General features: G+C 73.3%; 14 protein-coding genes. 3 read left to right on the top strand and 11 right to left on the bottom strand.

The window, feature by feature from the left end; genetic code table 11:
• Nucleotides 1-69: 69 nt before the first annotated feature.
• Genes lat through ACIO92_RS26475 form a run of 10 tightly spaced genes read right to left on the bottom strand, consistent with a single transcriptional unit; the run spans nucleotide 70 to nucleotide 10825 of the window.
• Nucleotides 70-1353: an L-lysine 6-transaminase gene (gene lat / locus ACIO92_RS26520; protein ID WP_402283044.1), complete on the bottom strand. Its 1284-nt coding sequence runs from the start codon at nucleotides 1351-1353 to the stop codon at nucleotides 70-72.
• Between the two features lies 1 nt (nucleotide 1354).
• Complete coding sequence (locus tag ACIO92_RS26515) at nucleotides 1355-1999, bottom strand: HAD-IA family hydrolase (RefSeq protein ID WP_366443417.1); 645 nt, start codon at nucleotides 1997-1999, stop codon at nucleotides 1355-1357.
• Entirely contained in the window at nucleotides 1999-2889 is an 891-nt protein-coding gene (rfbD, locus tag ACIO92_RS26510; RefSeq protein WP_366443416.1) for a dTDP-4-dehydrorhamnose reductase, read from the bottom strand. Before rfbD ends, ACIO92_RS26515 begins: the two co-directional genes overlap by 1 nt.
• Nucleotides 2889-3563, bottom strand: coding sequence for an RraA family protein (locus ACIO92_RS26505; protein WP_351792506.1), 675 nt, complete (start codon nucleotides 3561-3563; stop codon nucleotides 2889-2891). The genes rfbD and ACIO92_RS26505 overlap by 1 nt, the downstream gene beginning before the upstream one ends.
• A complete protein-coding gene (locus ACIO92_RS26500) occupies nucleotides 3539-5500 on the bottom strand; it encodes a transketolase C-terminal domain-containing protein (RefSeq protein WP_401239520.1) in 1962 nt (653 codons plus the stop codon). The genes ACIO92_RS26505 and ACIO92_RS26500 overlap by 25 nt, the downstream gene beginning before the upstream one ends.
• A 26-nt stretch (nucleotides 5501-5526) precedes the next feature.
• Complete coding sequence (locus tag ACIO92_RS26495) at nucleotides 5527-6336, bottom strand: SDR family oxidoreductase (RefSeq protein WP_366443414.1); 810 nt, start codon at nucleotides 6334-6336, stop codon at nucleotides 5527-5529.
• A complete protein-coding gene (locus ACIO92_RS26490; protein ID WP_366443413.1) occupies nucleotides 6320-7387 on the bottom strand; it encodes an N-acetylneuraminate synthase family protein in 1068 nt (355 codons plus the stop codon). Before ACIO92_RS26490 ends, ACIO92_RS26495 begins: the two co-directional genes overlap by 17 nt.
• Nucleotides 7388-7392: 5 nt before the next feature.
• Nucleotides 7393-8718 carry a PLP-dependent aminotransferase family protein gene (locus ACIO92_RS26485; RefSeq protein ID WP_366443412.1) on the bottom strand — a complete coding sequence of 442 codons (1326 nt, stop codon included), beginning with the start codon at nucleotides 8716-8718 and terminating at the stop codon, nucleotides 7393-7395.
• Nucleotides 8715-9824, bottom strand: coding sequence for an alpha-hydroxy acid oxidase (locus ACIO92_RS26480; RefSeq protein ID WP_401239513.1), 1110 nt, complete (start codon nucleotides 9822-9824; stop codon nucleotides 8715-8717). Before ACIO92_RS26480 ends, ACIO92_RS26485 begins: the two co-directional genes overlap by 4 nt.
• The gene (locus ACIO92_RS26475; RefSeq protein ID WP_366443410.1) at nucleotides 9821-10825 is read right to left on the bottom strand and encodes a VOC family protein; all 1005 of its coding nucleotides are present in this window, start codon (nucleotides 10823-10825) and stop codon (nucleotides 9821-9823) included. The genes ACIO92_RS26480 and ACIO92_RS26475 overlap by 4 nt, the downstream gene beginning before the upstream one ends.
• 256 nt (nucleotides 10826-11081) lie before the next feature.
• Between ACIO92_RS26475 and ACIO92_RS26470 the strand changes: the two genes are divergently transcribed.
• From ACIO92_RS26470 to ACIO92_RS26460, 3 genes are read left to right on the top strand one after another with little or no spacing between them, the layout of a single operon-like run.
• The gene (locus ACIO92_RS26470) at nucleotides 11082-13688 is read left to right on the top strand and encodes an AMP-binding protein (protein ID WP_402283048.1); all 2607 of its coding nucleotides are present in this window, start codon (nucleotides 11082-11084) and stop codon (nucleotides 13686-13688) included.
• Nucleotides 13689-13694: 6 nt separating this feature from the next.
• The gene (locus tag ACIO92_RS26465) at nucleotides 13695-14909 is read left to right on the top strand and encodes a cytochrome P450 (protein WP_366443408.1); all 1215 of its coding nucleotides are present in this window, start codon (nucleotides 13695-13697) and stop codon (nucleotides 14907-14909) included.
• A 23-nt stretch (nucleotides 14910-14932) separates the two neighbouring features.
• Nucleotides 14933-15190, top strand: coding sequence for a phosphopantetheine-binding protein (locus ACIO92_RS26460; RefSeq protein ID WP_366443407.1), 258 nt, complete (start codon nucleotides 14933-14935; stop codon nucleotides 15188-15190).
• 291 nt (nucleotides 15191-15481) lie between these two features.
• Here ACIO92_RS26460 and ACIO92_RS26455 read toward each other — a convergent pair whose 3' ends face one another.
• Complete coding sequence (locus tag ACIO92_RS26455) at nucleotides 15482-22570, bottom strand: amino acid adenylation domain-containing protein (protein WP_402283050.1); 7089 nt, start codon at nucleotides 22568-22570, stop codon at nucleotides 15482-15484.
• Nucleotides 22571-22684: the final 114 nt, after the last annotated feature.

Below are 22684 nucleotides of genomic sequence, written 5' to 3'. Positions count from 1 at the left end.
GCCCGCATTCTGGTCGCGCGGCAAACTCCTGACAACCCCTACGTCCCCGTACACGGAGCCCGTGGCCGTTCATCGCGGGCCCATGGCGGTGAGCACCGCGTCCAGTGCGGCGACGCCCTTGTCGAGTGCGTCGAGCCCGATGGTCAGGGCCGGGCGGAACCGTACGGCGCGCGGTCCGCCGGGCAGCAGCAGCACCCGGTGGGAGCGGCGCAGCCGGTCCAGGACCTCGTCGCGCAGGGCCGTGTCGGGCAGGTCGAAGGCCCACATCAGGCCGAGCCCGCGCACGTCGCGGACCAGTGCGGGGTGGGCCGCCGCCAGGTCGGCGAGGAGGCGGCCCAGGTGGGCGCCCCTGGTCTCGGCCCCCGCCACCAGTCCGTCCCGCTCGATGATCTCCAGGATGCGGGTGGCCCGTACCATGTCGGCGGTGTTGCCGCCCCAGGTGGAGCCGAGGCGGTTCGGCACGGCCAGCGCCCCTTCGGGGACCTGGTCCACCCGGCCGCCCGCCATCAGACCGCACACCTGGGTCTTCTTGCCGAAGGCCACCACGTCGGGGGCGAGTCCGAGCCGCTGGTACGTCCACGGGGCGCCGGACAGGCCGCAGCCGGTCTGCACCTCGTCGAGCACGAACAGCACGTCGTACCGGTGGCACAGCTCCTGCATGTGCAGCAGGAACTCCCTGCCGAGGTGCCGGTCGCCGCCCGCTCCCTGGACCGGCTCGGCGATGAAGCAGGCGATCCGGTCGCCGCGCTCGGCCAGGTGCCGTCGCGCGACCTCGACCGCCTCCCGTTCGGCGCCGGGCCCGGGTACCGGCACGCGCGGCCAGGCCCATCCCGGGTACCGCGCGGTCACCGTCGGCGAGGTGTTGGTGAGGCTCAGCGTGTAGCCGCTGCGTCCGTGGAAGGCGCCCTCCATGTGGAGGACTTCGAGGGGTGCGGCGGGGTCGGTGCCGTCCCGTTGCGCCCGCCAGTCGAAGGCGACCTTCAGGGCGTTCTCGACGGCCAGGGCGCCGCCGTCGATGAAGAAGAGGTGGGGCAGCGCCGGGTCGCCGAGGACCCGGCGGAACGTCGCCGCGAACCGGGCGTACTGCACGGTGTAGATGTCGGAGTTGGTGACCTTGTGCAGGGCGGCCCGGGTGAGTTCGGCGAGGAACGCCGGGTCCTCGGTCATGCCGGGGTGGTTCATGCCCAGGGGCAGTGAGCCGTAGAAGGTGAGGAGGTCCAGGTACTCCTCGCCGCCGCGCGCGTCGATCAGGGTGCTGCCCCGGCTGCGCTCCAGGTCCAGTACGAGGTCCAGACCGTCCATCAGGACGTGCCGGGACAGTTCTTCCAGGGCGGTGTCCGCCGTGATCTCCATGTCACACCTCGTTGCGCTGATAGCGCCGCAGGTCCAGGTCGCCCAGGCTGGGCAGCACCGCGTCGGCGTCGGCCAGGCCGGGTGCCCCGGACGGTTCCCAGGGGACCGCCACGCAGCGTAGACCGGCGGCGCGGGCGGCGGTGACCCCGCTCGGGGAGTCCTCGACGGCCAGGGCGTCGTCGGCCCCCACCCCGGCGCGTGCCAGCGCGAGCAGGTACAGGTCCGGTCGCGGTTTGTGGCGGTCGGTGTCGTCGCCGGTCACCAGGAAGGCGAAGTGGTGCCGCAGCCCGAGCCGTCCCAGGTGGCCCTCCACCCAGGCGGCCGGGCTGCTGGACACGATCGCGGCCGCCTCCGCGGTGCGCAGCAGCCGCTCCACGCCGGGCCGGGCCGGTGCGGCCCCGCACCGGGCGGCCCGCCGTTCCCGCTGCCAGTCCCACTCGTCGTCGGCGACCGGCCGGCCGAGCCGGGCGGCCAGGTCGGCCAGGGCGAGGTGCGCCCCGGCCGAGTTGCCGAGCATCCCGGCGCGGGTCTCGGTGCCGAAGGGCACGCCGAGCCGGTCGTAGAGGTCCTGCCAGGCGAGCAGGGCGGCCCGTTCGGTGTCGCAGACCACACCGTCGAAGTCCAGCAGCAGGAACGGCTGGGGCATCAGCGGCTCACCGGTCCCCGGTCGCCCGCGGTGAGCAGGGCGCAGTACCGGGCGAGGGCGTCGGTCCAGTGGGGCATCGCGTGGACGAAGGCGGCCGCGCGGGTGCTGTCGAGGCGGGAGTCGCGCGGCCGGCCGCCGACGAATCCCGCCTCGGCCATGGACATGGGCACCGGGTGGGCGGTGCCGAGGCGTTCGGCGAGGGCGAGGCCCACCTGGTACCAGCTCGCCCGGCCCCGGTTGGCGATGTGCAGCAGGCCGCGGACGGCCAGGGCGCCGGGGAGCAGCCGGACCAGTGCGGACGCCAGGTCGGGGAGGTAGGTCGGGCTGCTGAACTGGTCGTCGATCAGTCGCGGACGGCCGCCGTCGAGGAACTCCCGGGCGGCGGCGAGCACCTGGTCCAGGCGTGGGTCGGTGCCGCCGTACAGCCAGGACGTGCGGACCACGAGGTGGTCCGGCACGGCTTCGACGATCCGTTCCCCGGCGAGTTTGCTCAGTCCGTAGACGCTGACCGGGGAGGGGATGTCGTCCTCGTTGTATCCGGCGGGTCCGGGGGCCCGGCCGTCGAAGACGTAGTCGCTGGAGATGTAGATCAGTCGGCTGCCGTGCCGTCGGCAGGCCTCGGCGACGTGGTGGGTGCCGCCGACGTTGACGCGCAGGGCCGGGGCCGGGTCCCGTTCGCAGGAGTCGACGACCGCGTTGGCGGCGGTGTGCACGACCACGTCGGGCCGGAAGGCGTCGATCGAGTCGCGTACGGCCGTCCCGTCGCCGATGTCGAAGTCGGCGAGGGACACCCCGAGGACGGGCCAGTCGGCGGTCTCCGGGCGCGCCGCGAGTTCCTGGCGCAGCGCGGTGCCGAGCATCCCGTCGGCGCCGGTGAGGTAGACGCGCATCACAGGTGTCCGAACTCGGCGATCAGTTCGGCGACCGACAGGCCGGAGCTGATCTTCTCGCGGATGACCCGCTCCCGGTCGATGTTCATCCGGGTGCGGGCGAGTACGGTCTCGGCCTCGTCCTTCGGTACGACGGCGATGCCGTTCTCGTCGGCGACCAGGATGTCCCCGGGGTTGATGACCTGGCCGTCGATCACCACCGGGACGTTGACCTGGACGGGCTCGGTGCGGTCGTGCACGGCGGTCGGGGAGGGCCGGGGGACGGTGCTGCGGTACCAGACGGGGAAGTCGAGGTCGCGGATCTCGTCGACGTCGCGGACGGCGCCGTCGACGATTCCGGCGGCGATGCCGATCTGGCGTGACAGGGTGGACATCAGGCCGCCCCACATCGCGGTACGGGTGGTGCCGTGGCAGGCGACCACGATCACGTCGCCGGGCTGTGCCTGCCTGAGCACGGGCATACAGTCGACGAGGTCGTCGATGGAGAGGTTGACGGTGAGGGCCGGTCCGGCGATCTTGTGGTGGTGTTTCACCGGGAGCAGTCCGCCGATGGCGCCGACCCTGCGCCGGGCGTCGGTGACCAGGCAGCTCGGGCTGTACTCGGCGAGGACCGCGCGGAAGCCGTCGACGGTCTCCTGGGGCGGGCGGTTCAGTTCGTTGCGGACAGTTTCCACGTGGTGTCTCCGTCGGGTCGGGGGGTGCGGGTGTGGTCCAGGACGTCCGCGCCGATGAGGTCCGCGAGGTGGGCCGCGTCCAGACCGTGCGCGGCGAGCACTTCGGCGTCGGTGCCGCAGCGCGGTACTTCGGTGAGGCCGAGGCCGTGGAAGGCGATGCCGTCCCCGGTGCCCGTCTCCATGAGGTGCCGGGCGATCAGGTCGGCCTGGCCTCCGCTGTCGTACTGGTGCTCGACGACGAACAGGTGCCGGACGCCGGTGAGCAGTCCGGCCAGCCACTCCGGGTCGATCCGGTTGTGCCAGGGCAGGTCCACCACGGTCAGCGCGATGCCCCGGGCGGCGAGCAGGTCGGCGGTGGCGAGGAGTTGTCCGAGGACCACCGGTCCGGCGCCGAGGGCGACCGCCCGGCCGCCGTCCCGCAGCACCTGTCCCCTGCCGGTCTTCAGGGGGGCCGGGGGCAGTGCGGCGAGTTCGGCGGGGACCGGTTGGCTGGACAGGCGCAGATAGACGCTGTCCGGGGTGGACCGGCAGTGGTCCAGGGCGGCGGCCAGCTGGGCGGGGTGGGAGGGTTCCAGGATGGTCAGGCCGGGGACGGCGCAGAGCGCCGACACGTCGCGGACCGCCTGGTGGGAGTGGCCGGGTCCGGCGGGCAGCAGTCCGGCGAGCGAGCCGACGTAGACCACCGGCCGTCGTTCGGTGGCGTTGTTGTAGATGTGTTCGTTGGGCCGTGCGTGCAGGAAGCAGGAGAAGGAGTGCGCGAAGGGGCGCATTCCGCCCGCGGCGAGTCCGCCGGCCATGGAGACCATGTCCTGTTCGGCGATGCCGCATTCGACGAACCGGTCCGGGTGGGCCTCGCGGAACGGGATGAGGCCGGTGTCGAGGATCAGGTCGCCGTCGAGGGCGACGATCCGGGGGTCCTCGCGGGCCGCCTCGGTGAGCAGCCTCCCGTACACCTCGGGCAGCCGTACGCCGGACGGTTTCACCGGCGGGTCCACGGTCCGTACGACCGGCCGGAGCGGGGGCAGGCCGCGCCCGCGCAGTATCCCGTCGGCGGTGTCGGTGAGTTCCCGGTACGCGCGGTCGCGGTCCTCGGGGCCCGGGGCGCCGCTGTGGTGGCGGTAGCGCCATTCGCCGGGTGCCATCGAGGTGGCGGCGAAGGTGGGGCAGCCGCCGCCCTTGACCGTGTCCGCGATGATCACCACGGGCCGGTCGGGGTGGTCGGCGGCGCGGCGGGCGAACGCCTTCTCCAGTTGGCCGGGGTCGTGGCCGTCGCACCGGAGCACGCCCCAGCCCGCGGCGGTGAACTTGCCGGTCAGGTCGCCGAGGTCGCTGACGTCGGTGACGTAGGTGTCGGACTGGAGGCGGTTGTGGTCGACGACCACGGTCAGCTCGCCCATCCCGTACCGGGCGGCGCTGGGCAGCGCCTCCCAGTTCTGGCCCTCCTGGAGCTCGCCGTCGCCGGTCATCACCACCACCCGGGAGACCCGGCCGGACAGGCGGTGGGCGAGGACCAGGCCCTTCGCCTTGGAGATGCCCATGCCGAGGGAGCCGGTGTTGAAGGGCATTCCGGGGGTGCCGACGTCGGGGTGTCCCGGCAGTCCGTCGATCCGCCGCAGCCGGTGCAGGAGGTCCTCGTCGAGGAGTCCGAGCGCGATCATCGCCGCGTACAGTCCGGGCGCGTCGTGGCCCTTCGACGAGAAGTACACGTCTCCGTCGGCTTCGAACGGCCGGTCGAGTTCTTCGAGGACCAGCCAGCTCACCACGTCGGCGGCGCTGAAGCTGGAGCCGATGTGGCCCGAACCGGCCCGCGCGATCATGTAGAGGGTGTTGATCCGGCACATCGCCGCGAAGGCGCGGGCCCTGTCGTGCGGATCGGCTACGTCGCCCAGGACGCGCTCGAACTCGGCACGCGGTATCCAGGCCAGGGAGCTGTCCATGGCTTCTCCTCGTGGAGGGGTCGGTGTCACCAACAGCCGAACCCGCCGTCGACGGCGAGTTCGGTACCGGTGACGTAGCTGCTCAGGCCGGAGGCGAGGAACAGCAGCGGGCCGGTCAGGTCCTCGGCGCGGGCCATCCGCCGCAGCGGCACCCGGGCGTCGAACTTCTCCCGGAACACCGGGTCCTGCGCGCCCAGCACCCCGCCGGGTGACAGGGTGTTCACCCGGACCCCGGCCGGGCCCCACAGGGCCGCGAGGTACCGGGTGAGCGCGGCGACGCCCGCCTTGGACATGCCGTACGCGGGCGGTTTCAGGAACGGCGGGTCCACCGGCAGGTGCTCGTACATCCGGGGGTCGGGTGCGAGACGGCCGTACATCGAGCCGATGTTGACGACGGAGCCGCCGCCGTTCCGGGCCATCCGTGACCCGAACACCTGGCACATCCGCAGCGTCCCCAGGGCGTTGACGTCGAGGACGCCGCCGGACACCTCGTCCGGGATGTCCTCGAAGAGCCAGCCGCCGCCCCGGGCCGACGGCGGGCTGTCGACACCGGCGTTGTTGACGAGGACGGTCGGTTCCCCGGCCCGTTCGAGGCAGTCGTCGAGCGCCCGGCGCAGACCGCCGGTGTCGGTGACGTCCGCCACCAGGGTCAGGAACCGCTTCGGGTCGTGGGCGTCCACCACCGCCCGCAGCTCCGGCCCGACGGTGTCCCGTACGTCCAGGCCCACCACCCGGGCACCGGCGCCGAGCAGGGCGTCCACCCACACCGGTCCGAGCCGTCCGCACACCCCGGTCACCACGGCGACCGATCCGGTCAGGTCAGTCGCGGCCGGCATCGCCGTCCACCAGGTCGTCCAGGGTGATGTCGGCGTCGGCCGCCAGGGGCCTGCCGAGGAGTCGGCCCACCACGTCGGCGAGCCGGTCGGGGGTCAGCCCGTCGCCCGGCGACTTGATCGCCACGTCCTCCAGGGTGAGGCGGTGTCCGGCGGGCAGGTCCCGGTGGGTGACGAGCTTCTTGCCCATCTTGCCCATCGCGGGCCGTTCGCGCTCCAGCACCCGCTTGTCCGGGCCGCCCAGCGAGCGGCGCACCCGGCGCAGCCCGTCGACCAGTTCGGCCATGTCCGCCTGTTCCAGCGAGAACTTGTGGTCGCTGCCGGGCCGGGTGCGGTCGAGGGTGACGTGCTTCTCGACCACCCGGGCGCCCAGCGCGTACGCGGTCCAGGCGGCCCACGGGCCGAGGTCGTGCCCGGAGAAGCCGATCACCGTGTCGGGGAACTCGGCCCGGTAGGTGCCGAGCACCGCCAGGTTCAGCTCCTCCGGCTCGGCCGGGTAGGTGGCCGTGCACTGGAGCAGCGCGAGGTCCGGGTTGATCGGCAGGACGGTGCCGCAGGCGCGCCGCACCGACTCCATGTCGGCGCCGCCGGTGCTCACGATCAGCGGCTTGCCCGCCTTCGCCGCGTAGGCCAGCAGCGGGGTGTTCCTGATGTCACCGGACGCGATCTTGATCGCGGGGACGCCCAGTTCGGCCAGGAAGTCGACGCTGGCGAAGTCGAAGGCGGTCGCGAAGAAGTCCACGCCCAGTTCGGCGGAGAGCTGCTGGAGGTGGGTGTACTCGCGGGTGCCGAACTCCAGGAACTCGCGGTGCGCTCCGTACGTGGGGCCGAAGCTGTTGCGTCCGGTGTAGGGGGAGTCGTACATCTCCCTGGTGTAGAGCGAGCGGTTGTCCCGCTTCTGCAGTTTGACCGCGCTGGCCCCGGCCGCGGCCGCCTGGCGCACCAGCTCCTCGGCCTTGTCCAGGTCGCCCTCGTGGTTGTGGCCGATCTCCGCGATCACATAGGCGTCGGTGTCGTCCGACACGATCCGCTCGTTTACGGTCAGCGCTCTCATGGTTCTCAGGTCCTCTCCAGAAGGTCGGTCACCAGCGCGGCGAACCGGTCCAGACCGAGGTCGATCTCCTCCGGCGGGAGCGAGCTGCAGGACAGTCGCAGCTGCCGCAGTCCGCCCCCCGCCGCGTAGAAGTGGTGCATCGGCGTCCAGATGACCTTGTGCCGCTCGGCCGAGTGGGCGAGCAGGTCGTCATCGGCGACGAACGGGACCGTGACGACCAGGAAGAATCCGCCGTCCGGTCGGTTCCAGGTGACCGGCGACGGCGCCGGGAACCGCGCGGCCAGCCCGTCGAGCAGATGACGCAGCCGCTGTCCGTACCGCGCGGTGGCGTCCCGGTTCGCTTCGCGCAGCGCGAAATCGCTCTCCAGCAGTTTTCCGCCGATGACCGCCTGGGCGATCGGCGGGGTGTTGACCGTGATCATGCTCTTGATCTTCGAGAGCTCGTCGGCGAGGGTGCCGACGGTCTCGCCGTCCCGCAGGACCGGCTGGTCGGCCACCACGAACCCGATGCGGGCGCCGGGCAGCACGGTCTTGGCGTACGAGCCGAGGTAGACGACCCGGCGGCCCTCGTCCAGCGACTTGAGCGTCGGTTTCGGGGAGGCGCCGTCGCCGAAGAAGCCGTACGGGTTGTCCTCGATGACGAGGATGTCCAGCTCGGCGGCCAGGTCGAGGAGCCGGTGCCGGGTCGGTACGTCGAGACTGAGTCCGGTCGGGTTGGCGAAGTCGGGCACCAGGTAGCAGGCCCGGGGGCGCAGACCGGCCTCCCGCGCGCCCCGCACCTTGGCGGCCAGGTCGTCCAGGTCGATGCCGCCGGTGCCGCTGTCGACCGGCACCACCGGCAGGTCGACCAGGCGGGCCGCGCCGGTGACGCCCACATAGGACGGTTCGGTGGCCAGGAGCACATCGCGCTCGTCGGCGCGCAGCGCGCGCAGCACCAGGACCATGGCCTCCTGGCAGCCGACGGTCACCAGGATCGACTCGGGGTCGACCCGGATGCCCTCGTCGGTGGCGAGGTTGCGGGCCACCAGGTCCTGGATGACGCCCTTCGTCCTGCCGTACTGGTAGAGCCGGTCGCGGGCGGCGCCCGCTCCCCCGGCGCCACCGCCGACGTGCTCGGTCCAGGTGCGCAGGTGCCGGTGGACGTCCTCGACCGTGAACCCGCCGGGGTCCGGCCGTCCGGGCGCGAAGGAGACCGCGTCCGGGTAGCGCTCGGACACCTCGTTCAGCAGGTTCATCGACAGCAGCGCCGGATCGGACAGCGACCCGTGCAGGTCCGCCAGGTCGAGCGCCGTCACCGGCCGTGCCGTCGAGGCGTGGGACGCCTCGGTCATGAGTCCTCCCGTTCGGGGGTTGCGGACGTCCACCGGACGCCGAGGCGTCCGGCCGCGGCCACGTGCGGGGCTCCGGCGAGGGCCATCGCCACTTCGATCTCGGTGCGCAGCAGTTCCAGCGCCGAGGTCACACCTGCTTCGCCGCCGGAGGCGAGGCCCCACAGGACCGGCCGTCCGAGCAGCACCCCGGAGGCGCCGAGGGCCAGCGCGCGCAGCACGTCGGTGCCGCTGCGCACACCGCTGTCGAGCAGCACCTCGCAGGCGTCGCCGACCTCGGCCCGGATCGCGGGCAGGGCCAGGAGGCTGGGCACGGCGCCGTCCAGTTGCCGGCCGCCGTGGTTGGACACCACCAGGCCGTCCGCGCCGAGGTCCACCGCGCGCCGGGCGTCCGCCGGGTCGAGGACCCCCTTGAGGACCAGCGGCAGCCTGGTCCTGCGCCGCAGCCGTTCCAGGTCGGACCAGGACAGGGTGGGGTCGATCACGGCGGCGGCGTGACCGCCGACGCTCTGCCCCGCGCCGCGCTGCGCGTCGGGCAGGTTGACCGGGGCGGCGTGTGCCGGTACGGCGAAGCCGTTGCGCAGATCGCGCAGCCGCCGTCCCATGAACGGCACGTCCACGGTGAGGATCAGGGCGCGGGCCCCGAGCCGTTCGGCCTCGTCGATCAGCCACTCGGTGCGGGCCCGGTCGCGCAGCCAGTACAACTGGAGGAACAGGGCGCCGTCGGCGGCGGTCAGTTCGTCCAGCGGGCGGCTGGCCAGGGTCGCCGCGGTGAAGGGGATCCCGGCCCCGGCCGCCGCGCGGGACACCGCGGGTTCGCCGTCCGGGTGGACCACCGAGTGGAACGCCATCGGCGCGACCGCGACGGGCATCGACGCCGGGACCCCGAGGAGGGTCGTCGTGGTGTCGGCGCTCGCCGCTCCGGACAGGACGCGGGGGACGAGGTGGCACCGGTCGAACGCGGCCCGGTTGGCGTTCAGCGTCGACTCGTCACCGCTTCCGCCGGCCACGAAGTCGTACACCTCGGGCGCCAGCACGGCGCGGGCACGGTCCTCGACGTCGGCGAGGGTGAGCGGATCGGCCGCCAGTACGCTCGGGCCGCCCGTCACGCCGAGTCCTGTCGTTCGACCGCCTCGTACAGCTTGCGGATGTTGTTGCTGCCGAACGTGGTCGCGCCCCGGCGTTCGATGATCTCCATGAAGTGGGTACGGCGCGGGTGCTCGGACCGGGTGAAGATCTGGAACAGCTCGCCGTCGTGGTCCCGGTCGGCGAGCACATGGTGCGCGCGCAGTTCCTCCACCGGGTAGCCGGACGAGCCGAGCCGCTCCTCCAGGTCCTCGTAGTACGTGTCGGGAGTGGTCAGGAACCGTACGCCCGCGGCGCCGAGTTCGGCGACCGCCGCCACGATGCCCGGCACCGCGAAGGCCAGGTGCTGCACCCCGCCGCCGCCGTGCCTCTTCAGGAAGTCGTCGATCTGGCCGGGGACGGCTCCGCTCATGGGCTGGAGCAGTGTCAGCGTCACTCCGGTGTCCGGGCTCTGCACCACCTTGGACTGCATGGCCTGCGCGCCGACGTGGATGTCCTCCTCGAACACCACCCGCCAGCCCAGCTCGCGGCGGTAGAACTCGACGGTCGGTCCCAGTTCGCCGTTCTCCAGGCAGACCGCGATGTGGTCGACGCACAGCAGGTGTCCCCCGGCCGGGGCCGTGGTCTCCCCGCCCCGCACCGGGTCGATGCCGGGCAGCGACCAGGGCTCGCCGGGGGACCGGGTCACGAAGGTGTGCGTCACGTCACCGAAGGCTTCGAGGGCCGCCCTGCGGTCCGGCGCCGCCACCCGCAGGGCGATGTCGCTCACGCCGTCGCCGTGCCGGGCCGTGAACAGGGTGGCCGGATGGTCGTCGGTGCGGCCTTCGAGCAGCAGCAGGACGATGTCCCGCTGTCCCACCGCCACCGCGGTGAACTCCGGGGTCTCCCCGGCGGCGATCACCTCGAAGCCGTAGCGCTCGACGAACTCGGCCGCACGGGCGTGGGCGTCACCGACGGAGAGGGTGATGTGGTCGATCCCGGCGTCGACGGCGTGCTGATCTCTGGTCTGGGGTGTGGACGGCATGAATTCCCCCAAGGCTCGATAATCGGTTTTCAACGGCGGGAACGCGAATTGTCAGATCCCGGTACCGCGACGGAAAAACGCTACGGACGGGCCCGGAAGAATGTCAACGCGCTCCGCCCCCAGCCGCCGAACAGTGCGGAACACCCCTTCCCGCGCTTGGGTACCGGGGTGTCCGCTATGGGGTTCATAGGGGTTGCGCACGCGCTCGTGGCAGGTGAGTATGCGTGCGATCGAAGCTGCGGACAAGGAGCGGTACGTGCTGATTCATCAGGCACTCGACAAGCGCGCGGCAGAATACGGCGACCATATTGCGCTGATCGACGACAACGGTCCCGTCACCTATTCCCGACTTGTTTCAACGGCCGATTCGTACGCCGCCGCACTGGTCGCGGCAGGGGTGGGGCCGGGCTGCCTGGTGCCGGTGCGCGTCGCCCGCTCGGCCCGTATGGCGACCTTGCTGCTGGCCGTCCTGAAGACGGGCGCGGCGTACTGCCCCATCGACGTGAAGTGGCCGGACGAGCGGGTGCGGGAACTGCTGCGCCTGCTGCGGGCACCGCTGTTCGTCACGGACGTCCCGCTCGCCGGCGCCCCGTGCTGGACGCCACCGGCCGAGCCCGTCCCCGGGACCCCTCCGGTCCACGCGGACCTCGGGCCGGACGACCCCGCGTGTGTCTTCTTCACCTCCGGCAGCACGGGCACCCCCAAGGGGGTGGTGACTCCGCACCGGGCGGTGCTGCGGCTCTTCGACAGCGGCCCGCTGGCCGCCTTCGCCCCCGGGCGGGTGCTGCCCCAGCTCGCCCCGGTCGGGTGGGACGCCTGCGGCCTCGAACTGTGGGGCATGTTGTCCCGGGGCGGCACCGTGGTGCTGCCGGACGAGGACCATCTGCTGCCGGACACCCTGCGCGACCTGGTCGCGCGGCACGGCGTGAACACCCTCGTCCTGGTCGCGTCCGTGGTCAACCTGCTGGTGCGGCTGGACCCCGGCTGCTTCCGCGGGATCGACCTGATGTTCATCGGCGGTGAGCGGCTGTCGCCCGAGCCGGTGCGCGCGCTGCTGGCGGGGCATCCGGACACGACCGTCCACAACTGCTACGGCCCGGTGGAGAGTTTCGCCTTCGCCACCACGCACCGCATCCGGCCCGAGGACTGCGACCTGCCGCACGGCGTGCCCATCGGGCGCCCGGTGCCCGGCACCGACGTCCATCTGATCGACGGCGAGCTGTGCGTCGCGGGCGCGGGCCTCGCCCAGGGCTATCTCCACGACCCGGAACGGACCGCCGAGCGCTTCGTCACGGTCGACGTGGAGGGCGTGCCGACCAGGGTCTACCGCACCGGTGACCGCGCGGAGCGCGACGCCGGGGGCGTCCTGCACTTCCTGGGCCGCGCGGACCGGCAGGTGAAGATCCGCGGCTACCGGGTGGAGCTGGGCGAGGTGGAGAGCCGCGCCGGGGACCGCGCCGGAGTCCGCGACTGCGTGGCGGTCGCCCTGACCGGCCGGAGCGGCGCGTACGAGCGGCTGGCGCTGGCCTTCACCGGCGGTGCGGACCCGGACCGGGTGCGCGCGGAGCTGCGCGGTCTGCTCCCCGGCCATCTGGTGCCCGATCTGGTGCGCCGCCTCGACGAACTCCCCCACAACGCCAACGGCAAGGTCGACCACCGTGCCGTGACAGAACTGCTGCGCGTCCCGACCCCAGGAAAGGGGCTGACGATGACCACGTACACCGAGACCACCGAGAACGCCGGGATCACCGCCGCCGAGACCTCCGCCGCCGATGCCGTCACCGCCGACGCGAGCGCCGTCGAGGCATCCGTCGTGGAGGCCGACGCCGACGGCGACCGCGCCGCCGAGGCCACCGACAGGATCGTGCGGGACTACCTCACGCTCGTCGACGACAGCATGGTCGCGGTGCTGCCGCACGCCCTGCGCATCGCCGTCGAACTCGGCGTCGCCGATGTGATGGAGCCGACGGCCCCGCAGCCGGTGGAGACCACGGCGGCCCTGATCGACGCCGATCCCGACGCCCTGGGACGGCTGCTGTCCGCCCTCACCACGGCCGGGTTCTTCTCCGGCGCCCCGGCCACCGGCTTCCGGCTGACCCCGCTCGGCGCCCGGCTGCGCCGGGACGCCCCGGACAGCCTCTCGGCGTCACTGGTGAACGCCGAGAGCCAGCTCGCCTGGCTGCGCGCCACGGACACCTTCCGTACCGGTGCGGCGTCCTTCGACGGCGGAGACGGCGGAGACGGCGACGGCGGCGGCGGTTTCTTCGGGGTCAAGAACACCCGGCGCGGCGCCAACCTCGCGTTCCTGCGCCGGATGCGGGAACGGACCGGTCGTCTCTACCGGCAGGCGGCCGAGGCCGTCGACTGGACGGGCTCCGAGGTCATCCTGGACATCGGTGGCGCCGACGGCTTCCTCCTCGGCGAGATCCTCTCGGTGGCCCCGCACGCGGGCGGCATCCTGTTCGACCGCCCCACGGTGATCGACGAGGTGAACCTGGGCGGCGGTGTCCCCGGCTGCCGCGCGGTGCCCGGCGACTTCTTCGTCTCGGTGCCCACCGGCGCCGACACCCATCTGCTGTGCAGCGTCCTGCACGACTGGACCGACGAGCAGGCCGTGGAGATCCTGCGGTCGAGCCGTCGCTCGCTGGCGGCCGGCGGCCGGCTCCTCGTCATCGAGATGCTGGTGCCGGAGGACGGCACCCAGCACGTCAGCCACTGGAGCGACCTCGGCATGATGGTCCTCACCGGGGGCCGGGAACGCGACCGGGCCGGGTTCACCCGCATCCTGGAGGCGGCCGGATTCCGCACCCACCGGGTCCTGCCGATCCCGGAGTCGCCGTTCTCCGTGATCGAGGCCCGCTGACCCGCGATGGACATCGACCTGCTCGCACCGGACGTCTTCTCCGGGTACCGGTTCCTCGACCAGCTCGCGGCCCTGCGCGAGCGCCCGGGGCTGACCCGGCATCCGGAGCCGGACGGTCCCGGCTTCTGGGTCGCCGCCCGCTACGACGACGTCGAGACCGTACTGGGTGATCCGGCCACCTTCAGCTCCCGTTCCGGCATCAGGCTCGGCGGATCGGACGGGGCGGCCGACCTGGTCGCCGACCGGATGATGGTGGTCAGCGACCCGCCCCGGCACGGCCGGATCCGCCGCGTGGTGGGGGCGCCGTTCACCCCGGCGGCGCTGCGCCTCTGGCACGACCGGATCGTCGCCGGGGTCACCGACCTGGTGGACGAGGTCGTCGGCACGGGTGGCGAAGGCCGCGCGGACGACCGGCCGGACGGGGCCGCCGGGCCCCTGGTCCGGGACGCCGTGGGCGACCTGGCCCAACGACTGCCCAACCAGGTCATCTGCGCCATGATGGACCTGCCCCGCGCGGACTGGCCGTTGATCGGCAGACTCACCACCGACGGCCTGGACTCCCCCGACCCGATCGACCGGCTGGACGCCAACGCCGAGATCTTCGGCTACTTCGCCGACCTGATCGACCGGCGGCGCGCCCGCCCCGGCGACGACCTCGTCAGCGCGCTGCTCGCGGCCGGCGGCGACCTCACCGACGAGGAGCTGGTCCTCAACTGCAGCGGGGTGCTCACCGGAGCCAGCGAGACCGTCCGGTACGCGGCGGCCGGAGCGCTCCTCGTCTTCTGCGAACGGCCCGAGCTGTGGACGGCGCTGCGCGCGTCACCGGAGCTGCTGCCCACCGCGGTGGAGGAGATCCTGCGCTGGACCAGCCCGGGACTGCACGCGCTGCGCACGGTGACCCGCCCGGTGACGGTCGCCGGGACCGGGCTGCTCCCCGGCGACCGGGTGACGGCCTGGATCTGCTCGGCCAACCGCGACCCGGCCGTCTTCGCCGACCCGGACACCTTCCGGCCGGACCGGACGCCCAACCGGCACCTGGCCTTCGGCTGGGGGCCGCACGTCTGCGTCGGGTCCCGGGTCGCCAGGCTGGAGCTGACCGCACTGCTGACCGCGCTGGTCCGCCGCGTGCGCACGGTGGCCCCGGCGGGCACCCCGGTGTGGAGCACCGCCAACTTCATCCATGGACTGACCAGTCTGCCGGTGCGGCTGAGCCCGGCGTGAGCCCCTCAAGGAGCTGATGCACGATGGACACCACCGAAGTCGCCGAGATCTGGCAGGAGGTCCTGGGCGTCCCGGTCGCGGACGACGACGACTTCTTCGCCCTGGGCGGCCAGTCGCTGGCCGCCATGGAGGTGGTGGCGGCGGTGCGCCGACGCCTCGGCATCACGGTCCGGGTGCGGGTCCTGCTGGAACACCCGGTGCTCGCGGACTTCGCCGAGCGGCTCGCCCGGTCCGGGGAAGCGTCCCCGGTGCGGTCCGGGGAGGACCCCCGGCGCACCTGAGGCGCCGGTCCACGGGAAACAGGACGGCGGGAGCGGGTTCCTCCGCTCCCGCCGTCCTGTGCGTGCCGCCCCCGGCGCTGCGTCCGGGGTGCGTCTCCGCCCCGCCGCCGTGCTCCACGCGCCTCCCCGCCGCCGTGCCGTACGCGTCGCACCCGCCCGGTCCCGTACCACCGCCCCCGTGTCGTACGCGCGGATGTCCGGGGCCCGCGCCCCCGTCCGGTACGGGCTGGTACGGGCCCTCCGGCCACCGTCCCGGGGCGGGCCGACCGGGCCCGGGGCGGCGGCTGGGCGTCAGGAGCGGACGAGTCGGTCCAGGACGCCGCGCAGGCTCTCCGCCAGGGCGGTCAGATGGGGCTGCTGGAGCATGGTGTGGTGGTCGCCGGGGACCGTGTGGAACTCGAAGCCGCCACGGGCGAGGACGCGCCACGGGCGGGTCTTGGGCCGGTGCGGCTGCTCCCGCGCGGAGAGGAGCACCAGGCGGCCGTCGACCGGGCCCGGCCGGTGCCGCAGCAGCGCGCGGGTGTTGGCCTCGAAGACCCGGACGCGCTCCCTCATGTCCTCCCGGATGCCCGGGGGGACGAGGGCCGCGCGCTCCAGGAGGTCCAGGAGCGCCTCGTCCTGACGGTCCGGCGACAGGCCCCGCAGGGCGGCCTCGTCGTACCGGGGCGCCGGCACGCCCGCCAGACCGGCCAGGTCGTGGACGAAGCCGCCCAGGAGGACCGCGCGGTCGGGGAGTTCCTCGCCGAGGTACGGGGGCATCCCGGTGTCCAGCATGACGACCAGCGCGGTCTCCTCGCCGACGGCGGTCAGCCGCGCGGCCATCTCCGCGGCCACCACACCGCCCAGGGACCAGCCGCCGAGGTGGTAGGGGCCGTGCGGCTGGACGGCGCGGATCGCCTCGACGTACCGCGCGGCCAGGGCGGTCAGGGAGGTGGTGACCGGTCCGCCGTCGAGCCCCGGGTCCTCCAGTCCGTAGAGGGGCTGTTCGGGGTCGATGAGACGGGCCAGCGGAAGGTACGGGACGACGGAGCCGCCGACGGCGTGGACCAGGAAGAGCGGCGGCCTGCCGCCGGTGGGTTTGATCGGCACGAGCGGCGAGGGCTGGGGGCGGTCGCCGCTCGGCGCGTCCGGCGAGGGCTGGGGGCGGTCGCGGCGGGACGGGTCGAGCAGCACGGCGGTCATCTCCACGGTCGGAGCCGAGTACAGGTCGCGCATGTCCAGTTCGACGCCGAGCTGTCGGCGGATCTCGGCGCGCAGCCGGGTCAGGTCGAGGGACGTGCCGCCCAGGTCGAAGAAGCTGTCGAGGACGCCGATCCGGTCGGTGCCCAGGAGGGCGGACCAGATCCGGGCGACCGCGCGCTCGGTGTCGGAGCGCGGTGCGACGAACTCGCCGACGCGGCTCGGCTCCGGCGCGGGCAGCGCGGCCCGGTCCACCTTGCCGTTGCCGGTCAGCGCGATGCGGTCCACCGGCACCAGCGCGGAGGGCACCATGTAGTCGGGCAGCCGGGCCGCCAGGTGCGCGCGGATCTCGGCGAGGTCGCCCGCCTCCCCGGTGACCACGTAGCCGACCAGCCGGTCGTCGCGCACGGTCACGCAGGCGTGGTCGACGCGCGGGTGGGCGGCGAGCACGGCCTCGATCTCGCCGAGTTCGATGCGGAACCCGCGGATCTTGACCTGCTGGTCGATGCGGCCCAGGTACTCCAGGCCGCCGTCGGCGCGGCGGCGGGCCAGGTCGCCGGAGCGGTAGAGGCGGGCGCCGGGGGCGCCGCCGAACCGGTCGGCGACGAAGCGCTGGGCGCTCAGGCCTGGCCGGTGCAGATAGCCCCAGGACAGTCCGGCGCCGCCGACGAGGAGTTCGCCCGGTACGCCGATGGGTGCCGGGCGCCCGGCCCGGTCGACGACCCACAGGGACAGGTCGGGGATCGGCTCGCCGATGGGGCTGGCGTTGTCCTCCAGGAGTTCCCTGGTCAGCGGGGAGTACGTGACGTGGACCGTGGTCTCGGTGATCCCGTACATGTTGACCAGCCGGGGGTGTTCCTCGCCGTGCCGGTCGAACCAGCGGCGCACCGAGTCGATGTCCAGGGCGTCCCCGCCGAAGATCACGTACCGCAGGGAGAGCGGCACCGGGCGTTCCTCGTCGGCGGCGACGAGCTGCCGGAACGCGGCCGGGGTCTGGTTGAGGACCGTGACTCCCTCGCGGGCCAGCAGGCCCTGGAAGTCCTCGGGCGAGCGGGTCTGCCAGAACGGCACCACGACCAGTCGGCCGCCGTGGACGAGGGCGCCCCAGATCTCCCAGACGGAGAAGTCGAAGGAGGACGAGTGGAACAGCGTCCACACGTCCCGCTCGTCGAAGCGGTACAGGTCCTGGGTGGCCCGCATCAGCCGGACGACCTGGCCGTGCGGGACGGTGACCGCCTTGGGAGCCCCGGTCGAGCCGGAGGTGTAGATCAGGTAGGCCAGGTCGGCCGCGGTCGCGGTCACGTCCGGCACGGGGAGGTCGCCGTCGGTGTCGGCGTCCAGGAGCAGCGGGGTCGCGGGCACCTCCAGTCCGCGCTGGGTGACGACCACCGAGAGGCCCGCGTCGGCGGCCATGGCGGAGAGGCGCTGCGCCGGGTGGTCGGGATCGAGCGGTACGTAGGCGGCTCCGGCGCGCAGGATGCCGAGGACGCCGACGACGAGGTCGGTGTCCCGGCGGGCGCAGAGGCCGACCAGGCTGCCCCGGGTGATGTCCCGGGCGGCCAGACGGGCGGCCAGGCGTTCGGCGCGCCGGGCCAGTTCCCGGTAGGTCGTCCGTTCCTCGCCCGCGACCACCGCGACCGCGTCGGGGCGCAGCCGGACCTGTTCGGCGAACAGGTCCCACAGCGAGGCGTCGGCCGGTGTCGTACGCCGGGCCGCGCTCCACCGGTGCAGCAGTGCCGTCTCCTCGGGCCCGGTGAGCTCGAAGTCGCACACCGTGGCGTCGGGTTCACGGGCCGCCCGGGTCAGGACGCGGCCCAGGTGTCCGAGGAGCCTGTTGATCCGGTCGTCGTCGAAGAGGTCGGTGGCGTACTCGGCCTGGAGCCGCAGTCCGCCGTCGGCGGTGACGGTGGCGTGGGCGGCCAGGTCGAAGCGGGCGACCCGGCCGGAGACCGGCAGTGGTTCGACGGTGACCGGTCCGAACGCCGCCGCGGCCGAGGGGACTTCGTCGGCGTGCAGGGTGAGGCTGATCTGGAAGAGCGGGTTGCGGCCGGGTTCGCGGGCCGGTCGGAGCTGTTCGACCAGGGTGGTGAAGGGGAGGTCCTGGTGTTCGGCGGCGCCCCGTACGGCGAGTTCGCAGCGGCTCACCAGTTCCCGGAAGGACGGGTTGCCCGTGACGTCGGCGCGGAGCACGACGGTGTTGGCGAAGTAGCCGACCAGTGGTTCCAGTTCGGGGCGGTCGCGGCCGTAGAAGACCGAGCCGATGCCGATGTCGTCCTGTCCGGTGTGCCGGGAGAGGACGACGAGGAATCCGGCCATCAGGACGGACAGGAGCGATCCGCGTTCGGTGTCGGCCAGTCGGCGCAGTGCCGCGCCGAGGTCGTCACGGAGGACGAGTTCCGCCGTGGCTCCGGGGTGTCCGGCGCCGGTGCCGCGCGGGCGGTCGGCGGGGAAGTCGAGCCGGGGCAGGGCGTGGAGCTGTTCGCGCCAGTAGCCGAGCTGTTTGTCCAGGACGTCGTCGGCGAGCCGGGCTCGCTGCCAGACCGCGTGGTCGGCGGGCTGGATGTCCAGGGCGGGGAGGGAGCCGTCCGGGTCGGTGTACAGGGTGGCCAGTTCGTCGAGCAGGACACCGGCCGACCAGCCGTCGGCGATGATGTGGTGGGTGCACAGCACCAGGACGTGCTCGGTCGGGCCCAGCCGCAGCAGTTCGGTGCGCAGCAGTCGGTCGGCGGCCAGGTCGAAGGGGCGGGTGGCGGCCCCGGCGAGCGCCTCGGGCACCGCGTCGGGGTGCGTCGGGGTCACCGTGAGCGGCCAGGACGCCGGTGCGGGGTCGGTCACCTGGACGGGCACGCCGTCCACGGCGACGAAGCGGGTGCGCAGGCTCTCGTGCCGGGCGACCAGCAGGCCCAGGGCGCGGGAGAGCCGTTCCGTGTCGAGTCGGCCGCGCAGACGCAGGGCGAGCGGCACGTTGTAGACCGGGGAGGCGGGGTCGAGCTGGTGCAGGAACCAGAGGCCCTCCTGCTGGTACGAGAGGGGCGGGGCGGTGGTGCGGGGGGCGGCGGGGATGCGTCGGGTGCCGCCGGGTGCGGCGAGGCGGGTGGCGAGTTCGGCGACGGTGGGGGCCTGGAAGAGGGTGGCGACGCCGAGGTCCGCGCCGAGCGTGGTGCGGATGCGGTTGATCAGCCGGATCGCGAGCAGCGAGTGGCCGCCGAGGGTGAAGAAGCCGTCGTGGACGCCGACGCGGGGTATCTGGAGCACTTCGGCGAACAGGGCGCACAGGGCGCGTTCCCGGTCGTCGCGGGGGGCGACGTGCTCGGTGCCGGAGGCGGTCTCGTCGGGTGCGGGGAGCAGTCTCCGGTCGATCTTGCCGTTGGGGGTGAGCGGCAGCTGCCGGAGGGGGACCAGGGCGGCGGGCACCATGTACGGGGGCAGTACGGAGGCGGCGGCGGCGCGGATCCCGGTGAGGTCCGGGGAGGGTACGGCGGGCACCAGATAGCCGACGAGGCGTTTGTCGCCCGGCCGGTCCTCGCGGGCGTGCACATGGGCCTGTGCGACGTGCGGGTGGCGGACCAGGACGCTCTCCACCTCTCCGGGTTCGACCCGGAAGCCCCGGATCTTCACCTGGCTGTCGGCCCGGCCCGCGAATTCCAGGGTGCCGTCGGCGCGCCACCGGGCGAGGTCGCCGGTGCGGTACATGCGGGTGCCGGGCGCGCCGAACGGGTCGGCGAGGAAGCGTTCGGCGCTCTGTCCGGGGCGGCCGTCGTAGCCGCGTGCCAGACCGGCGCCGGAGGCGTACAGCTCGCCCACGACCCCGACCGGTACCGGTCGCAGCCGGTCGTCGAGGACGTACGCGGCGGTGTTGTCCATCGGCAGGCCCAGCGGCACGCTGTCGGGCACCGCGTCCGGGTCGCGCAGCGGCAGCTGGACGGAGCACATGGTCAGTTCGGTGGGGCCGTAGGTGGCGCGGACGGTCAGGCCGGGGTGGCGGCGCAGGACGGCGCGGACCGCGGCGGGGCTGATGACGTCGCCGCCGGTCATGACCTCGCGCACTCCGGTGAAGCAGTCCGGGTCCTCCTCGGCGATGACCTGGAAGAGGCCGGAGACGAGGAGGACGTCGGTGAGTCCGGCGGCCCGTACGACGGTTCCGTCGACGTCGCCGACGGGTGCCACGACGACTTCTCCGCCGGACAGCAGCGGCACCCAGATCTCGCAGGTGGAGGCGTCGAAGGCGTGCGGTGAGTGGAGCAGGGCGCGGCGGGGCCGTTCGTCGTTCCAGCAGCGGTCGCGGGCGAAGGCGAGCACACCGCGCTGGGTGGTGACGACGCCCTTGGGCGCGCCGGTCGAGCCCGAGGTGTACATGATGTACGCGGCCTGTTCGGGGTGCGCGGAGGCGGCCGGGACGGCGGCGCGATCGGCCTCGGTGGCCCGGAAGCCGGTCACCGTCAGGGTTCCGATGCCCGTGCCCGTGCCTGTGCCCGTGCCGCTCGCCGCTTCGTGGTCGCGCAGCACGTCGTCGACGAGGAGCAGTTCCGCGCCGGCCTGCCGGAGCATGTCGCGGAGCCGTTCGGTGGGCGCGGTCAGCGGCAGCGGTACGAAGCAGCCGCCCGCCTTGAGCACGGCGAGCATCGACACTATCAGGTCGGCGGAGCGCTGCTGGAGGATGGCGACGCGGGTCTCCGCCGTGACGCCCCGGCGGCGCAGGCGGCCGGCCAGCAGGTCGCTGCGCCGGTCCAGTTCGGCGTAGTCGAGGGTGCCGTCCGTGTCGGACACGGCGGGGGCGCCGGGTGTCAGGGCGGCCTGCCGGGTGAACGCCTCGGCGAGTCCGGTGGGTGTCTCCGGCCGGGTCGTGCCGTTCCAGACGCGCAGCAGGGTGTCGCGTTCCCGGGCGTCGAGGAGGTCGATGTCGCCCAGGGCCCGGTCGGGGTCCCGGACGGCTTCTTCGAGGAGCCGTACCAGGCGGTGTCCGAGGGCCGTGACGGTGTCCCGGTCGAAGAGTTCGGTGCGGTGGACGAGTTGCGCGGACATCCCGAGGGGGGTGCCGTCGGGGGCGTACCGGTCGGTGAAGGCGACCGACAGGTCGAAGTGCGCCGCGATGGTCCGGTTCCGCAGTTCGGTGACGGTCAGGCCGTCCAGCGCGTAGCGCGCGGCGGCGTTGTTCTGCAGGACGAGCGCGACCTGGAAGAGCGGGTGCCGGTTGAGCGACCGGCTCGGGTTGAGGGCTTCGACGAGCCGGTCGAAGGGCAGCTCGGGGTGGGCGAGGGCGGCGAGGTCGGTCTCCCGGGCCCGTGCCAGGAGTTCGCGGAACGTGGGGTTCCCGCCCGTGTCGAGCCGCAGCACCAGGGTGTTGACGAAGAAACCGATGAGGTCTTCGAGGTCCTCTTCGGCGCGGCCCGCGTCCATCGTGCCGAGCGGGATGTCGGTGCCGGCGCCGAGCCGGGTCAGCAGCGCCGCGAGGGCCGCGTGGACGACCATGAACAGCGAGGCGTCGGCCTCGCGGGCGAGCCGCAGCAGACGGGCGTGCAGCTCCGGGGGCAGGTCGAGGAGGACTTCGCCGCCGTCGTCGCCGGAGATCTCCGGCCGGGGCCGGTCGAGCGGCAGCGGCAGTTCGTCGGGCAGGCCGTCGAGCCGGGCGGTCCAGTGGGCGAGGAGGTCCGCGCCGTCCGGACCCTCCAGGAGTTCCCGCTGCCAGAGCGCGTAGTCGGCGTACTGGACGGGCAGGGGCTCCCAGTCCGGCGCGGCTCCGGCGCGGCGGGCCGCGTAGGCGGTGGCCAGGTCGCGGCCGAGCAGCGCCGTGGACCAGCCGTCGCCGACGATGTGGTGGAGCACCAGGTACAGCGTGTGGTCGTGCTCGTCGGCGCGCAGCAGCCACACCCTCAGCGGCAGGTCCGTGGTGAGGTCGAAGGCGTGCCGGGCCAGCCGGTCCAGTGCCGTGGGCAGTTCCGCGGCCGGGACGTCGAGTTCGGTGAGGAACTCGGTGACGTCGACGGTGTCCCGGACGCTCTGCCGGGGTTCTCCCCCGACCTCGGGGAAGACCGTGCGCAGGCTCTCGTGCCGGGCCACCAGATCGGCCAGGGCGGAGCGCAGGGCCGGGGTGTGGAGCGGGCCGTCGAGCCGGAGCGCGAGCGGCAGGTTGTAGGTCCAGGCGCCCGTGTCGAGGCGGTTGAGGAACCACAGGCGTTGCTGCGCGAAAGACAACGGGAACACGGATCCTCCTGCGCCTGCGAGACATCGACGGTCGTCGGCCGCACACGATAGGCCGATGGCGCGGAGGGCAGGGCGGACCGCCTCGAAACGGCCCCGTCCGCTGGGGTTCCGGCG

This window comes from Streptomyces sp. NPDC087215, from assembly GCF_044744885.1.
Lineage (GTDB): Bacteria > Actinomycetota > Actinomycetes > Streptomycetales > Streptomycetaceae > Streptomyces.
The sequence above is the reverse complement of the archived record's forward strand: the minus strand, read 5'-3'. Positions and strand labels throughout refer to the sequence as shown.